General features: G+C 69.6%; 17 protein-coding genes and 1 tRNA gene. 9 read left to right on the forward strand and 9 right to left on the reverse strand.

The genetic code is table 11. From position 1 onward, the window contains the following. Positions 1-17 precede the first annotated feature (17 nt). Positions 18-866: a PA4780 family RIO1-like protein kinase gene (locus GT347_RS17755; protein WP_160553470.1), complete on the reverse strand. Its 849-nt coding sequence runs from the start codon at positions 864-866 to the stop codon at positions 18-20. Positions 867-1009: 143 nt separating this feature from the next. Here GT347_RS17755 and GT347_RS17760 point away from each other — a divergent pair, with 143 nt between their 5' ends. The 3 genes from GT347_RS17760 (at position 1010) to GT347_RS17770 (ending at position 3246) form a co-directional block, all read left to right on the forward strand. Then, positions 1010-2011 (forward strand): SLAC1 anion channel family protein, encoded by a 1002-nt coding sequence (locus GT347_RS17760; RefSeq protein WP_160553471.1) that lies wholly within the window; start codon positions 1010-1012, stop codon positions 2009-2011. Positions 2012-2030: 19 nt separating this feature from the next. Continuing rightward, positions 2031-2375, forward strand: a complete 345-nt coding sequence (locus tag GT347_RS17765) for a DUF1622 domain-containing protein (protein ID WP_160553472.1) — start codon at positions 2031-2033, stop codon at positions 2373-2375. A gap of 283 nt (positions 2376-2658) precedes the next feature. After that, entirely contained in the window at positions 2659-3246 is a 588-nt protein-coding gene (locus GT347_RS17770) for a nitroreductase family protein (protein ID WP_160555416.1), read from the forward strand. Positions 3247-3256: 10 nt separating this feature from the next. Here GT347_RS17770 and GT347_RS17775 read toward each other — a convergent pair whose 3' ends face one another. After that, the gene (locus tag GT347_RS17775; protein WP_160553473.1) at positions 3257-3859 is read right to left on the reverse strand and encodes a CHAP domain-containing protein; all 603 of its coding nucleotides are present in this window, start codon (positions 3857-3859) and stop codon (positions 3257-3259) included. Positions 3860-3988: 129 nt separating this feature from the next. Here GT347_RS17775 and GT347_RS17780 point away from each other — a divergent pair, with 129 nt between their 5' ends. The 3 genes from GT347_RS17780 to GT347_RS17790 all read left to right on the forward strand — a co-directional run bounded on the left by GT347_RS17780 (position 3989) and on the right by GT347_RS17790 (position 7150). Continuing rightward, positions 3989-4663 (forward strand): response regulator, encoded by a 675-nt coding sequence (locus GT347_RS17780; RefSeq protein ID WP_160553474.1) that lies wholly within the window; start codon positions 3989-3991, stop codon positions 4661-4663. Between the two features lie 38 nt (positions 4664-4701). Next, positions 4702-6630: a sensor histidine kinase gene (locus tag GT347_RS17785; protein WP_160553475.1), complete on the forward strand. Its 1929-nt coding sequence runs from the start codon at positions 4702-4704 to the stop codon at positions 6628-6630. 166 nt (positions 6631-6796) lie between these two features. Continuing rightward, on the forward strand, positions 6797-7150 hold the full coding sequence (locus GT347_RS17790; RefSeq protein ID WP_160553476.1) for a hypothetical protein: 354 nt from the start codon (positions 6797-6799) through the stop codon (positions 7148-7150). 57 nt (positions 7151-7207) lie between these two features. On the opposite strand, the gene GT347_RS17795 is transcribed toward GT347_RS17790, so the two are convergent. From GT347_RS17795 to GT347_RS17820, 6 genes are all read right to left on the reverse strand, one after another. After that, positions 7208-7313 (reverse strand) — tRNA-OTHER (locus GT347_RS17795). A gap of 8 nt (positions 7314-7321) precedes the next feature. Continuing rightward, the gene (locus GT347_RS17800) at positions 7322-7612 is read right to left on the reverse strand and encodes a hypothetical protein (protein WP_160553477.1); all 291 of its coding nucleotides are present in this window, start codon (positions 7610-7612) and stop codon (positions 7322-7324) included. Between the two features lie 55 nt (positions 7613-7667). Continuing rightward, positions 7668-9008 (reverse strand): type II toxin-antitoxin system HipA family toxin, encoded by a 1341-nt coding sequence (locus tag GT347_RS17805; RefSeq protein ID WP_160553478.1) that lies wholly within the window; start codon positions 9006-9008, stop codon positions 7668-7670. Between the two features lie 4 nt (positions 9009-9012). After that, positions 9013-9282 carry a helix-turn-helix transcriptional regulator gene (locus GT347_RS17810; RefSeq protein WP_160553479.1) on the reverse strand — a complete coding sequence of 90 codons (270 nt, stop codon included), beginning with the start codon at positions 9280-9282 and terminating at the stop codon, positions 9013-9015. Positions 9283-9400: 118 nt separating this feature from the next. Then, positions 9401-10321, reverse strand: coding sequence for a hydroxyacid dehydrogenase (locus tag GT347_RS17815; protein ID WP_160553480.1), 921 nt, complete (start codon positions 10319-10321; stop codon positions 9401-9403). A gap of 10 nt (positions 10322-10331) precedes the next feature. Next, positions 10332-11318 carry a tripartite tricarboxylate transporter substrate binding protein gene (locus GT347_RS17820; RefSeq protein WP_229722361.1) on the reverse strand — a complete coding sequence of 329 codons (987 nt, stop codon included), beginning with the start codon at positions 11316-11318 and terminating at the stop codon, positions 10332-10334. A 101-nt stretch (positions 11319-11419) separates the two neighbouring features. Between GT347_RS17820 and GT347_RS17825 the strand changes: the two genes are divergently transcribed. After that, on the forward strand, positions 11420-12211 hold the full coding sequence (locus tag GT347_RS17825; RefSeq protein ID WP_160553481.1) for an IclR family transcriptional regulator: 792 nt from the start codon (positions 11420-11422) through the stop codon (positions 12209-12211). 4 nt (positions 12212-12215) lie between these two features. Here GT347_RS17825 and GT347_RS17830 read toward each other — a convergent pair whose 3' ends face one another. Further along, the gene (locus GT347_RS17830) at positions 12216-13139 is read right to left on the reverse strand and encodes a LysR substrate-binding domain-containing protein (protein ID WP_160553482.1); all 924 of its coding nucleotides are present in this window, start codon (positions 13137-13139) and stop codon (positions 12216-12218) included. A gap of 120 nt (positions 13140-13259) precedes the next feature. Here GT347_RS17830 and GT347_RS17835 point away from each other — a divergent pair, with 120 nt between their 5' ends. Beyond that, positions 13260-13652, forward strand: a complete 393-nt coding sequence (locus tag GT347_RS17835; protein ID WP_160553483.1) for a carboxymuconolactone decarboxylase family protein — start codon at positions 13260-13262, stop codon at positions 13650-13652. A gap of 9 nt (positions 13653-13661) precedes the next feature. After that, positions 13662-15149, forward strand: coding sequence for an aldehyde dehydrogenase family protein (locus GT347_RS17840; RefSeq protein WP_160553484.1), 1488 nt, complete (start codon positions 13662-13664; stop codon positions 15147-15149). Positions 15150-15165: the final 16 nt, after the last annotated feature.

Genomic DNA, 15165 nt, shown 5'->3' on the forward strand with positions numbered 1-15165 from the left:
CGCCGGTGCCGGTGCGCTCAGCCGGCCTGCTGCATGCGCAGGATGCGCGCGGCCTCTTCCATGCGGGCGTCCTCCACCTCGCGCATCACCGCTTCGAGATCGACCGCGCCCTGCTGCGGCGCATAGCGGCCGGTCAGCGGCGTCTCCACCGTCAGCGCGCCGTGCTGGTAGAGCTGCCAGATCTCCTCGCCGTAGCGGGTGGTCTTCAGGGCCGGCGCGAACTGGCCGAAGAAGGCGCGCAGATTGGCCACGTCGCGCAGCAGCATGCGGGCGGCGTGGTTGTTGCCGGCGGCATCCACCGCCTGCGGCAGGTCGATGATGACCGGGCCGTCGGCGGCCAGCAGGATGTTGAATTCCGACAGGTCGCCGTGCACCACGCCCGCGCACAGCATGCGCACCACCTCGCGCAGCAGGGTGGCGTGGTGGGCGAGGGCATCGGCTTCGCTGAAGGCCACGTCGTTCAGGCGCGGCGCGGCGTCGCCCTCGGCATCGGTCACCAGCTCCATCAGCAGCACGCCTTCGGCGAAGTTGTAGGGCGTGGGCACCCGCACGCCGGCATCCGCCAGGCGGTAGAGCGCATCGACCTCGGCGCTCTGCCAGGCGGCCTCCATGGCCTGCTTGCCGAACTTGGTGCCCTTGGCCATGGCGCGCGCCTGGCGCGAGTTCTTCACCTTGCGGTTCTCGGTGTAGTCCACCGCCTGGCGGAAGCTGCGGTGGGTGGCTTCCTTGTAGACCTTGGCGCAGAGGGTGTCCTCGCCCAGGCGGACCACGAAGACCATGGCTTCCTTGCCGCTCATGAGCTGGCGCACCACGGTGTCTATGAGGCCTTCTTCGATCAGGGGCTGGAGTCTGGGGGGTGTACGCATCGTGCATTGTCGCGGCACCGCTGCTCTCTCCATCGGCAGGCACATTCCCCTCCCTCCGGCGGAAGCGGGTTCGACGGGGTTCTCCTAGAGTCGGCCGCACGGCAATCCGCGCATGGGCGTGCGTGCCGGCCAGGGAGTCCGTGATGAATGAAGGGGTTGTGGCCGCGAGGCCCGGCGTGCCGTCGCCGACCGTCGAGAAGCCGCTGCTGGCGCGCCTGTCGGTGGCCATGTTCGGCATGGTGATGGGCGTGGGCGGGCTGGCCAACGCCTGGGCCGCGGCGCATCGGGTTTTGGGCGCGCCGCTCCTGGTCAGCCAGCTGCTGCTGGCGCTGGCGGTGCTGGGTTTCGTGGTGCTGGGCGTGGCGCACCTGGCCAAGCTCGCCCTCTGCTTCGAGGCGGTGGCCGAGGAGTTCGCCCATCCGGTGCGCTCCAGCTTCTTTCCGGCCATCTCGGTGGCGGCCGTGGTGCTGTCCATCGGCCTGCGCCCTTATTCGCATGCGGCGGCCGAGTTGCTGTGGTGCGCCGGCGCGGGGATGCACCTGGTCTTCGCGCTGACACTGATCCGGCGCTGGGTGCTGCATCCGCAGGACGAGGGTGTGCTGACGCCCGCCTGGTTCATCCCGGTGGTGGGCAACATCCTGGTGCCGGTGGGCGGCGTGCCGCTGGGCCATGTCGACATCAGCTGGTTCTTCTTCTCGGTCGGCCTGATGCTGTGGCTGTCCTTCTTCACCATCGTGCTGCACCGGGTGCTGTTCGTGCCGGCGATGAGCCAGCGCAGCATGCCCACGCTGTTCATCCTGCTGGCGCCGCCTTCCATCGGCCTGTCGGCGTACATGGCCTTCACCGGCGGCCATGCGGGCGCGATGGGCGACATCCTCTACTGCCTGGCGCTGTTCATCGCCATCCTGCTGGCCAGCCTGGGCCGCCACATGGCGCACGGGCCCTTCTTCATGAGCTGGTGGGCGATGACCTTTCCGGTGGATGGCTGGGCCGGCGCCAGCCTGGGCTACTACGCGGCGCGGCCCGATCCGATGACGGCGGCGGTGGCCGTCGTGGCGCTGGGCGCGGCGACGGCGATGCTGCTCTGGGTGGGCGCCCGCACGGCGGTGCACATCGCCACCGGCGCGGCCTTCCGCGAAGATTGAAACGCAGGCACCGCGCGCCATGTTCGAGCACTCCGAGCACCTGGTCCGCCTGGGCGTCGAATGGCTGCGGCTGTTCGTCGAGGCCCTGGGCGCGGCGACCATCTGCGTGGGCCTGCTGGCCACGCTGCGGGTGCTGCTGTCGCGGCTGTCCGCCGGCGGCGGCCGGCCGCACGGCCAGGCACGCGTCACCTTCGCCCGCTACCTGACCTTCGCGCTGGAGCTGCAGCTGGCGGCCGATGTGCTGTCCACCTCGGTCTCGCCGAGCTGGGACCAGATCGGCAAGCTCGCGGCGATCGCGGTGATCCGCACCGCGCTCAATTTCTTCCTGCGCCAGGAAATGCAGGAGCAGGGCCGGCCCGGCTGAGCCCGCGCCGGACCGCATCTCATCGCGCGACCGGGCCGCATTGGCGGACCTGCACCCCACCGTCGGCGGGGCTGGCCCCTGGGTCGGTGCGCGGGCGATTGTTGCCGGTGCCGAAATTCTCTGGTGCGCGGCGCCGTCGCGAGCCGGCCCGTCGCTGCTTCCATAATTTCCGGCTTCATCGATCACGGGAAATATCTTGTCCGACACCACCGACACCCCCTCTTCCGCAACCGACGCGTCCGGCCTGCTGCAGCGCCTGAACTGGCGCTACGCCACCAAGAAGATGGACCCCGCCCGCAAGGTGCCGCAGGAGAAGGTCGACCGCATCGTGGAGGCCGCGCGTCTGGCGCCCACCTCCAGCGGCCTGCAGCCTTTCGAGATCGTCGTCGTGACCGATCCCGAGGTGCGCGAGCGCATCAAGGCCATCGCCTGGAACCAGGGCCAGGTCACCGACAGCTCGCACCTGCTGGTCTTCGCCGCCTGGGACGACTACACCGCCGAGCGCATCAACGCCATGTTCGACCTGACCAACGAGGTGCGGGGCATCCGCAACGAAGGCTGGGAGAACTACCGGGCGATGCTGCTGGGCAGCTATCCGCAGCGCGGCAGCGAGGTCAATTTCGCCCATGCGGCGCGCCAGGCCTATATCGGCCTGGGCGCGGCGCTGATCGCGGCCGCCTACGAGGAAGTCGACAGCGTGCCGATGGAGGGCTTCGACCCGGCGGCCCTGGACGAGATCCTCGGCCTGCGCGCCCGCGGCCTGCGCAGCGCGGCCATCCTGCCGCTGGGCTACCGCGATGCGGGCGGCGACTGGCTGGTCAACCTGGAGAAGGTGCGCCGCCCGCGCGGGCAGTTCGTCTCCGAGGTCTGAGCCAGCGCCCTCAACGCGGCATGGCGAGAAACCAGGCGTAGATCGATTTCGGCTGCCGCTGGAAGGCCTCTGCCGCGTTCACCTTGATCGCATCGTGCGGCGCCTCCATGAAGTTGGAGGCCGAGCAGTGCGCGATCCTGGTGGCATGGCCGTCGGCGCCCACTTCGGTGACCAGGCCGACATGGCCGTAGGTCTCGCCGCTGCCTTGTTTCGGATAGACCACCAGGCCGCCCACCTCGGCCAGCGCGGTCTTGCGGAATTGCCGGGCCGGGCCGCAGGCGTCCTGCCAGATGTTGTCGGTGTTGAGCCAGACATCTCCGGCGGGCGAGCTGAAGTGCCGCGCGATGCCCAGCGCCCAGCAGACATAACCCGAGCAGTCGCAGGCGGGCGCGACCAGGTTGGGGTCCTTCAGGTCTAGCCCGGCCGCCTCGGCCAGGGGCTTGAGGGCCGCCTGCTGCGCGGCCGGCAAGCCGGGCCACTCGCGGCCGATGGCGAGCGCTTGCGTCGGCGAGGCGGCCCGCGGATCCTGCCCGCCGGCGCCAGCCCAGTACACCGTGCCCTGCCCGGTGGCGGACAGCGCCCGCGCCAAAACCTGCTTGACCGTCATCACCATGCCGACTCCTTCTGGGGAAGGCTGCAGACCATACGCCCATGGCGCATGCACGGCCAGTAGCGTCTTGACGCGATGGGCACGGCGGCCCGGGCGGTGCCAGAATCGCGCGTCGCCCCCGCCGGAGAAAAGATGCCGACCCGTGTCCTCATCGTCGAAGACGAGCCGGAGTTCATGCGCCGCTTCTCCAGCGCGGTGCTCAACGACGGCTCGCTCAGCCTGGTCGCCGCCGTCAACACGGGGCAGGCAGGGCTGGCGATGCTCGACCTGCAGGTGCCCGACGTGCTGCTGGTGGACCTGGGCCTGCCGGACATGAACGGCGTGGCCCTCATCGCCCATGCGGCGCGCCACCATCCGGCCTGCGACATCCTGGTGGTGACCATGTTCGCCGACGACGACCATGTGGTGTCCTCGATCGAGGCCGGCGCCAGCGGCTATCTGCTGAAGGACGCCTCGGCCGAACGCATCGTGGCCAGCATCCACGAGCTGCGCGCCGGCGGCGCGCCGATCAGCCCGGGCATCGCGCGCCGGGTGCTGGCGCGCTTTCGGGCCAAGGCCGAGGCCACGGTCAGCGTTCCGGTCACCATGCCTTCGGTGGATGCGCAGGCCGACGTGTCGCCGCTGACCCCGCGCGAGAGCGAGCTGCTGCGCATGATCGCCAAGGGTTTCACCTTCGAGACCATCGGCACGCTGCTCGACATCTCGCCGCATACGGTGGTGGCCCACGTCAAGAAGATCTACCGCAAGCTCTCGGTCCACTCGCGCAGCGAAGCGGTCTACGAAGCCGGCCAGCTGGGCCTGCTGTGAAGCGCGGCGGACAAGGCGCCCATTGGCTGCACTGGCCCGTGGCGTTGCTGGTTCTGCTGGTGCTGGGCCTGTGGGCCGGCGCGGCCAGGGCGGAGCCCGATCAGTTCATGCACATGCAGCGCACCGCGTCTTCGGCGCTGCAGCCGCCGGCTTCGGGCGCGGCCTCGAACTGGGTCGAGGTGCGGCTGCCGGATGCGCTGGGCCAGGTCGAGGGCAGCCCGGGCAATCTCTGGTATCGCGGCGAATTCGAAGGGCCGGCGGACGTTTCGCCGGGCGTGCAGTGGGCTGTGTGCCTGCCCTATCTCTACGAGGGCGGGCAGATCTGGGTCAACGGCGCGCTGGCAGGCAGCGTGCCCGAGAACACAGCCGAGCTGAGGGTGCGCTGGGAACGTCCGCACCTGATCACCCTGCCGGCCGGCCTGCTGCGGCCCGGGCGCAACGAGGTGGCGATACGCACCGGTGTCGTGCTGCCGGGCGGCATCCACCATTTCCCGCGGGTGCTGGTGGGGCCGGAGGCCGAACTGCGGCCGCGGGCCGACCGGCGCACCTTCTGGATCCGCAGCATGCCGCAGGTCACGGTGGTGGTCTGCCTGCTGCTGTCGGCCTTCGTGCTGTTCATCTACTGGCGCCGGCCGAGCGAGCAGCTGTACGGCCTGTTCGGCCTGGCCAGCGCGCTCTGGGGCATCCGCACGCTCACCTTCGTGATCGAACGCATGCCGGCCGCGAACTGGCACTGGTGGCGCATCACCTACCTGGGGGCGACCGGCGGCTTCGTGGTGGTGCTGGCGCTGTTCGCCATGCGTTTTGCCGGCATCCGCTGGCCGCGGGTTGAGAAGGTTCTGGTGGCCTACTGGCTGATCGGGCCGCTGTGGCTGATCTGGGCCGGGCCCGACGGCGAGCCGCCAGTCAACCGCATCTGGTCGGCCGGGCTGGTGCCGGTGGGGCTGGCCATCCTCTGTTTCTCGGGCTGGGCGATGTGGCGCCAGCGCACGGTGGCGGCGGTGGTGATGCCGCTGACCCTGGCGGTGGCGGTGCTGACCGGCGTGCACGACTACCTGCTGGCCTGGAAGGACGATGTGCTCGCGCAGATCCTGCCGGCCTGGTGGGTGGGCCAGCGGGTCTTTCTGCTGCACTACGGCGCCAACCTGCTGCTGGTGGGCATGGGCGGGCTGCTGACGGCGCGTTTCCTCGATGCCCTGTCCGGCCTGGAAGTGGCCAACAGCAGCCTGGCCGAACTCAACGACACGCTGGAAGACCGCGTGGCCCAGCGCGAACGCTTCCTGGCCGAGAACTTCGAACGCATGGCCGACCTGCAGCGCAGCCATGCCGCTGCGCAGGAGCGCGACCTGATCATGCGGGAGATCCACGACGGCCTGGGCTCGCGCCTCTTCACCTCGCTGCTGCGGGTGGAGCGCGGCGACATGAGCCGCGAGCAGGTCGCCGACATGCTGCGCGACTGCATCGCCGACATGCGCCTGGCGCTGGAAGTGCTGGCGCCGGACGACGACTTCCAGTCGGCTCTCGGCAATTTCCTGTTCCGCTGGCAGACGCTGATGCGCGATGCCCAGGTGGCGCCGGGCTGGTCGGTGGACGTGCCGGAGCCGGCCCTGCGCCTGTCGCGCCAGGCCGCGCTGCAGCTGCTGCGCATCGCCCAGGAGGCGCTGACCAATGTGCTCAAGCATGCGGGCGCGCGCAATGTGCGCATCGACCTGCGCCAGACCGGCGAGGACCTGGAGCTGGAGGTGGCCGACGACGGCCGTGGCAAGGGCGCGCATGCTGCTTCGGAACACCAGAGCGGCCGCGGCATCCGCAACATGCATGCCCGAGCCCGGCAGCTCGGCGGCGAGCTGTATGTGCGCTCCGGCCCGGGCGGCACCCGGGTCGTGCTGCGCCTGCCGCTGTCGCGCATACCTTCGGCCGGCGGCGCCAAGGCGGTCGAGCGCACCGAGATGACGTCCATACCGTGATCGCGTGAGGTCCTGACGCCATCGCGGCATTTGCAGGAAAAGAGGTCCTTCCTACAGTGCTGCCAGCCCTTCGCCGAAGGGTCGGCGACCAGCGAGGGACCCATGACGCAGCGCAGCTTTAGACGCATCCCGGCCCATGGCGGCGGCATCCGGACAGGAGCCTGAAATGCCCACGCCCCCACTCGGCGCAGACGCCTCCCTGCTCAGCCTGATCGCCTGGCTCTACCTGCTGACCAACGCCACGCGGCTGGTCACCTACCTGCCGCAGATCATCGTGGTGTGGCGCTGCACCGATGGGGCGCGTTCGGTCTCGGTGCTGACCTGGGGCTCCTGGGTGCTGTCGCAAGCCACGGCCACGCTCTACGGGACCCTGGTGCTGCACGACCTGCCCTTCGTGCTCATCTCCCTCATCAACCTGGTGGGCTGCGGCTGCGTGACGGTGATCGCGATGCGGCGGCGCAATCAGTGGAAACGCACGCGGCAGGCCATCGGTTTTCCAGGACGGGGAGTGGAGTCATGATGTTGTCAGCCCACGAAAAAGCCGCCCAGGCAGTTTGCTGCAGGGGCGGCTTTCATTCGGCTGCGCCGGGATTCGAACCCGGGTAGTCCGCCGCCCTGACTCTTCACGCGTCGCGGCGGACTGTCTTGCGTGTTCGCCCTTCAACCAGCTCGGGCACGCAGCCAGGCGATTCTAGGCAGCCGGCGTGTCGGTTGCGTGAAGGTCGGCGGGGCCCTTGGCGTGCACCGCCTTGGAGGCGTCGAGCAGCCTGGCCTTCTTGGCGAAGTAGCGGTCGATGCGCCACTCCTGCAGGATGGCCATGGCGAGTTCGAAATTCTTCAGGTCGAGTTCGTACAGCGAGGACAGTTGGAAATGGGAGTCAGATTCGGACTCCAGCGCCAGCACCAGGCTGGCCAGGGTCTTGGACGAGTCGGAGCCCGGATCGGCCTGGAGGAGTTTGCGTACGGTCTTGATGGCATTCATGGGGGCATACCCTAGCCATGATCGCGGTCCATTTGATGACGGTTTGATGACGGCCTCAGCTGCCGAGCCGGTCGGCCGCGGCCTGCAGGCCCGAGAGGATGCTGTCGGCCAGCGCTTCGGGAAAGTCGGCGGGCAGCTGCGCCCTCACCTGGCGCACGACCTCGGGCGTGCGCGCCAGGAGTTCGGCCATCACCTGCTCGGTTCCGCCGCCTTCCGGCGTGACCACGCCGTGGCGTTCGCCCAGGGCCTGCCAGTGGCGGCGCAGGATCTCGCGCATCTTCCAGTGCGCATTGCGGCAGCGCACCGCCATCGCCATGCGGGCCTTGTGGGACGAGAGCCTGCCCGGCCCTTCGCCCAGGATCGGATAGGCCGACAGCACGTCGTACAGCGGCGTCAGGCCGTAGCTGCCGCCGGCGCGCAGGAAGAGGCTGAAGTTCTTGGCATGGCCGTCGGTGGCGCAAAGCATCCAGAAAACCAGCTGCGCCTGGAAGAAGACACGGCGGTCTTCCAGGGGCGAGCGCGCATTGCCGAGCAGGCCCAGGAGCGCGTCCATGCCCGGGCCGCCATCGGCCTCGTACTTGAGCCAGGGTGGCATGCCGGTGGCCTGGCACATGTCTTCCTGCGGCAGCCGCAGGAGAAGCGGGCTGCCGTCCGGGTTCTGCGCCCAGCTGCGGTCGAAGCGCTCCACCGCCAGCACCGTCAGGCCCTCGAACCGCAGCGGCTCGCAGCGGGCCACGGGCAAGCCGTAGGCCCGCAGGATGAGCGAGCACAGCCATTCGTTTTCCACCGAGTCGCGCATGTCGTATTGCATGCCGCCGATCAGGCCCATGGGCAGCTTGAAGATGTGGCTGGTGGGCGTGCTGCCATGCGGCAGGCACCAGCGGCCGTCTTGCTGCAGCAGGGCGGTCTTCTCCTGGGCGCCGGCGATGGAGATGCGCAGCTCGTCGCCATCGTCCGCGGCGCCGGGGGACAGCGGCGCTAGCGTGCCGCGCAGCAGCCGCGCCACATCGGCTTCGTCGAGCGGACTGGCCTCCACCGTCTGCACGCCTTGCGGCGCCGCGCCGTCCGGCAGGATCTGCAGTGCGCCGACGCAGTCGCGGCCGATCTGCGCCAGCAGATCGAAGGCCTCGCTGGTGTCGGCACGGTAGCGCCTGGCGATGCGCTCGCGGATGGCCTTGCTGTCGGGCAGCAGGTTCTCGAACCAGGACTGCACCTTGCCGCCGCGCAGCGGTGCATTGCCGGGCGTGAACGGCAGCGACAGGGACAGGGGACGGCCCTGGCGCGAGGCTACCCAGGCCGGGTCGTACTGCAGGCTGTCGCCTTCCGGCGTCAGGGACCAGGTGCCGACAAAAGCGCCATTCATCCACAGGCCGAGCGAGCGCGAACGCCGGCTCATGGCGTCACCACTTCAGGTCGGGAGCCGCCTCGGCAACCATGTGCTGGTTCTCCGGCTCGGGCCGGCGCAGCACCAGCTCCACACCCAGGATGCCGAGCAGGCGCAGCAGCCGGCCTGTGCCGACCTTCTCGGCATTGCGCTCCAGGGCCGACAGGGTCTGCTGGGTCACGCCCAGGCGCAGCGCGGCCTCGGCCTGGGTCATGCCGGATTGCTTGCGGAAGGCCTGAAGCAGCATTGGCAGTTGCTGCGCGGTGCGAACGGTGAAGTCGTTCATACAGATCAAAACCTGTTTTTCGGAATTACAGTTTATGAACTGTTGTAGGGCATGGCAAGGCAGTTCAACAGTCCATGATATGTAAATCCAAAAAACAAATCATGATATGTAAAACGGGTCAGGACTTCAAATGCCGAACGATGTTCTGCGCCGCCCCCACCGCCATGCCGCGCAGGCCCCCATTGGTCGTGCCGCCCACATGCGGCGTCAGCACCGCGTTGGGGGTATCCACCCAGGGCGAGGCCGCGGTCATGGGTTCGTCCACGAAGCAGTCCAGGCCCAGCTGCAGTTCGTTGGCATGCAGCCGCGCCTGCATGGCCGCCTCGTCGAACAGGCCGGCGCGGGCGGTGTTGATGACGATGGCGCCCTTCTTCAGCAGCGCCAGCCGGCGGGCGTCGAGCATGCCGCGGGTGGAGTCGTCCAGCGGGCAGTGCAGGGAGACGGCGTCGCATTGGGTCAGGAGTTCGTCCAACTCCACCTTGGTGGTGCCGGGCGGCAACTGGTCCTGCGCCAGGTAGGGGTCGCACACGATCACCCGCATGCCGATGGCCTGCGCGAAGCGCACCACCCGCGCGCCGATGGAGCCGCAGCCCACGATGCCCAGCGTGGCGCGCTCCAGCTCGAAGCCCATGTAGCCCACCTTGTCCCAGTGGCCTTCGTGCATGCGTTTGTCCAGCCAGGCCAGCCTGCGTGCGCAGGCCAGCAGCAGGCCCAGCGCATGCTCGGCCACGGCCTGGCTGTTGGAGCCCAGGGCGGGCACGGCGACGATGCCCAGTCTCTTGGCCGCCGCCTGGTCGATCGCATCCATGCCCACGCCGTGGCGGCCCACCACCCGCAGGCGCGGCGAGGCGCGCAGCACCTCTTCGGTGAACTTGCCGTAGCGGGCCAGGATGGCGACCGGCTGCTCCTTGCGGCACAGCTCGATCAACTCCTCCTGCGTGAACTTGGTGCCGGCGTAGACCAGGCGGTAGCCCTGGAGCAGCTCGACGGCGTCGGGGTGGATGCGGGCTTCGGTGATGAGGACGGTGTCGGTGGTCATGGGAGTGGGTTCAGTCGATCTTGATGCCGGCGGTGCGGATGACGGTGGCCCAGCGCGCGGTCTCGCTGGCGATGAAGCGGGCGAAGTCCGCGCGGCTGGAGCCGACCACGTCCACGCCGGTCTCGCGCAGCTTCTGCTGCACGGCGGGGTCGGCCAGGGTGGCGCGCGCATCGCGCTCGATGCGCTCCAGCACCGCGGGCGGCGTGGCGGCGGGGGCGAACAGGCCGTTCCATTCGCTGGCCTTGAAGCCGGGCACGCCGGATTCGGCCATGGTCGGCACCTGGGGCAGGGCGGCGAAGCGCTGTTCGGCGGTGACGGCCAGGGCGCGCAGCTTGCCGCTCTTGACGAAGCCGGCACAGGCGGTGACCGCGCTGAACATCATCTGCACCTGGCCGCCGATCAGGTCGGTCAGGGCCGGCGCGCCGCCGCGGTAGGGGATGTGGGTGATGAAGATCTTCTCCGACTGCTTGAACAGCTCGCCCGCCAGATGCTGCGCGCCGCCGTTGCCGGCCGACGCATAGGACAGGGTGCCCGGCGCGGCCTTGGCGGCCCGCACGATGTCGGCCACCGAGTGGTAGGGCGAGTTGGCCGGCACCACCAGCAGCAGCGGCACCTGCACCAGCAGCGACAGCGGCACGAAATCGCGTGCCGCGTCGTAGGGCAGCTGCGGCTGCAGGGTCGGGTTGACGGTGAAGGCGGTGGCGTCGAACAGCAGCGTGTAGCCGTCGGCCTGCGCCTTGGCCACCGCCGTGGCGCCGACCACGCCGCCGCCGCCGGGACGGTTGTCGACCAGGATCTGCTGGCCCAGGCGTTCCGAGAGGGCCGGCGAGATCAGCCGGGCCACCGCGTCGGCATTGCCGCCGGCCGGGTAGGGCACGACCACGCGGATCGGCCGGGCCGGCCATGCCGCCTGCGCCCGGGCGGCGCCCGTGCCGGCTGCGGCCAACGCCGCGATGGCTTGAAGAACGGCCCGCCGGCCCATGGCTGAGGTATGCATCTGTCTGGTCTCCGTTTGATTTGGCGCGGACTTTAGGCCGCCGCACCGCTGCCTACAATCGAGTTTCGCTTGACGAAACCGCCCCCGGGCCCCACGCACCCATGCCAGCCAAGACCGCACACGGCCCCTCCCGCCAGTTCGCCGGCGCACCGCCCGAGACCGCCGAGCCCAGCACCGGCTCCGTCGCCGCCGTGGTGCGCGCCATGGACCTGCTGAGCGCCTTCGCCCTGGACGAGCCCGAACTCACCCTGGTCGAACTCAGCCGCCGCGTCGGCCTGCACAAGACCACCGTGCTGCGCCTGGCCCGCACCCTGGCCATGTGCGGCTACATGGTGCAGTGCGACAGCGGCGGCTGGCGCCTGGGCCCGGCCGCCGGCTGGCTGGGCGTGCGCTACCAGTCGGCCTTCGACATCCTCAACGTGGTGGAACCGCTGCTGCGCGAGCTGGTGCGCGAGACCGGCGAGAGCGCCGCCTTTTATGTGCGCGAGGGCTCGGTGCGCTGCTGCGTGGCGCGGGTCGACGGGCCGCATCCCTATGCCGAACACGCCCGCATGGGCGAGGCATTACCGCTGGACCGGGGCTCGCCCGGCCGGGTCATCCTGGCCTTCTGCGGCGAGCCGGGCGAGCCCTACGAAACGATCCGCAAGCTGGGCTACCACGCCACCAAGGGCGAGCGGGTGAAGGACGTGGCGACGGTCTCCGCGCCCATCTTCGGGCTGCACTGGAAGCTGCTCGGCTCGGTCTGCATCTCCGGCCCGGTGACACGGGTGACGGACCGCCGCCTGAAGTCCTTCGCGACGCTGGTGATCTCGGCCGCCAATCGGCTCTCCTACCGCCTGGCCGGCGGCCGCACCGGCGACACGCCGCCCAGCGTCTCGCGCTGGCACCCCTGAGCGCTCAGGCGGCTGTGCGTGTGCGCCTCTGCATGTTGGCGTAGGAGGCCAGCATGGCGGCCAGCTCCTTGGCGGCCGGCGACAGCGGCGTGTGCTTGGGCTGCACCAGGCACATGTCGGCGCCGGGCAGCGCCTCCTGCACCGGCACCTCGGCCAGCAGGTCCTGGAAGCCGCCGATGCCCAGGGCCACCCGCGGGCCGAGGAACAGGTAGTCGGTCAGCGAGACCAGGTGCAGCGTCTCGAACAATGAATCCAGCGTGGCGACGACGTGGGGCGGCGCCATCGCATGCATGGCGAACCAGTCGGCCAGCCGGTTCGACGGCGTGCCCACCGCACCCAGCGGCCGGGTATTCACCCACAGCGCCTGGCCCAGCGCCTTCACGCTGTGGATGGCTTCGGCCGGATGGCCCTTGCGGCAGAGGATGCAGGGCTCCGACCGGTCGAGCACCTTCCACGAGAAGTCGTTCATGTCGGTGCCGCGCGAGACCAGCGTCACGGCGAAGTCCAGCCGCGCCTCGCGGATGCTGGTCAGCAGCGTGGAGGCCGGCCCGCTGGCGATGTGCACGGTGACCTGCGGATGGCGCTCGCGCAGTTGCTCGATCACCGCCGGCATCAGCTTGGCGAAGGCCTCCACCGAGGCGCCGATGCGCACCTGCCCGCTCAGCTCGCCGCGCAGGTGGCGGAAGTCTTCCTCGGCATGGGCGCATTCGGCCAGCACCACCCGCGCGCGGGCCAGCAGGGAGGCACCGTAGGGCGTCATCGCGATGCCGCCCGGCGAGCGGGTGAAGAGGGTGGCGCCCACCGCGGCTTCGAGCCGCTGCACCTGCTGGGTCAGCCCGCTCTGGGCCATGCCGAGCGAGCGCGCACCGGCGCGGATGCTGCCGTGCTCCACCACCGCGACGAAGGCACGCAGCTGTTCCAGGGTCATGGGGGATATGACGATGTTCTCATGATCACAATCATCACATCTTCGCGGCGCTGCCGCGCCTTTCTAGACTGCGGCCACGGGGAATCACTTCCCCTTATCTCCAATCTCAAAAAGGTGCGTATGTCGGACGAGTTGTATGAACGCGGCGAGAAGATCCGTGGCGAGGTGCTGGGCCAGGCCTATGTGAGTTCCTCCATCGCCAACACCGACGCCTTCAGCGAGCCGATGCGCACTTTCGCCGTGCGCAATCTGTGGGGCGACATCTGGGCGCGCCCGGGCCTGGACCGCCGCGCCCGCAGCATCGTCAACCTGGCGCTGCTGTCCTCGGCCAACCGGCCGGCCGAACTCAAGATCCACATCCGCGCCGCGTTGAACAACGACGTCAAGCGCGAGGAGATCGGCGAGATCTTCCTGCAGGTCGCCCTCTACTGCGGCGTGCCCACCGGCAGCGACGCGACCCGACTGGCCAAGCAGACCTTCGCCGAGATCGACGCCGAAGCCAAGGCCGGCTGAGCCCGCGCGATGTCCGACACCTTCCTGCTCCTGCGCTCGCTGGTCGAGCGCCACGTCGGTCCGGTGGACCGCATCGGCTCCTATGTCGACGGCGACATGGTGCCGGGCGAGGGCGCACCCATCGCCCTGGTCGACCCCGCCACCGCGCAGGACTGGCTGAGCTTCGCCGACACCACGCCCGAAACCGTCGGCGCCGCGCTCGCCTCCTGCCAGGCCGGCCAGCGCCGCTGGGCGGCCCTGCCCGCGCAGAAACGCGGCATCCTGCTGCAGGCCCTGAGCAGCCTGGTGGCGGCCCATGCCGAGCCGCTGGCGCAGCTGGAGGCACTGACCAGCGGCAAGGGCATCACCGCCAGCCGGGCGCAGCTGCAGGCGGTGGTCGAGATCTTCCGCTACTACGCCGGCTGGACCGACAAGTTCGGCGGCAACGTGATCCCCGTGCCCGGCGGCCAGCTCAACTACACGCTGCGCGAGCCGCTCGGCGTGGTGCTGGCCATCACGCCCTGGAACTCGCCGATCTACCTGGCTGCGTGGAACATCGCACCCGCGCTGGCCATGGGCAACGCGGTGCTGCTCAAGCCGTCCGAGCTGACGCCGCTGACGTCCATCGCGCTCGCAAGGCTCGCCATCGAGGCCGGCTTTCCGCCCGGCGTGCTCAACGTCATCAACGGCCTGGGCCAGACCATCGGCGACTGCGCCATCGCCAACCCGATCACCAAGAAAGTCGTCTTCGTCGGCTCGGTGCAGACCGGCCGGCGGGTGAACGCGGCCGCGGCCAAACGCCCGATCGGCTGCCTGCTGGAACTCGGCGGCAAGTCGGCCAACATCGTCTTCGAGGATGCCGATTTCGATGCGGCGGTGAAGGCCGCTGTCGTCGCCGGCTTCGCCAACACCGGGCAGAACTGCGCCGCCGGTTCGCGGCTGCTGGTGCAGCGTTCGATCTACGAGCGCTTCGTCGCCGCCGTGGCCGAAGCCGCCTCCCGCTACCGCATCGGCCTGCCGCTGGACGAAAGCACCGAAGGCGGCCCGATCAACAACCGCGCCCAGTTCGACCGCATCGGCCAGATGGTGGCGATGGCGCTGGACGAGGGCGCGGCCCTGGCCTACGGCGGCAAGCCCGAGCAGGCATCCGGCTACTTCGTGCGGCCCACCGTGCTGCGCGACGTGCACAACGGCATGCGTATCGCCCGCGAGGAAGTCTTCGGTCCGGTGCTGGTGGCGATTCCCTTCGACACCGAAGCCGAGGCCGTCGCCATCGCCAACGACAGCGAATTCGGCCTGGCCGGCGCCGTCTGGACGCGCGACGTGGCCCGTGCCCACCGGGTGGCGGCCGAGGTCCGCGCCGGCATCTTCTGGATCAATATGTACCGCGACATGCATGTCTCCACGCCCTTCGGCGGCTACGACAGCAGCGGCTACGGACGCTCCAGCGGCATCGAATCCCTCTACGAATACACGCAGACCAAAAGCGTGTGGCTGCCGACCCAGGTCGGCGCCTGAACCCCCCTCCAGAAAG

The organism is Xylophilus rhododendri, assembly GCF_009906855.1.
In the GTDB taxonomy this organism is placed as follows: domain Bacteria; phylum Pseudomonadota; class Gammaproteobacteria; order Burkholderiales; family Burkholderiaceae_C; genus Xylophilus; species Xylophilus rhododendri.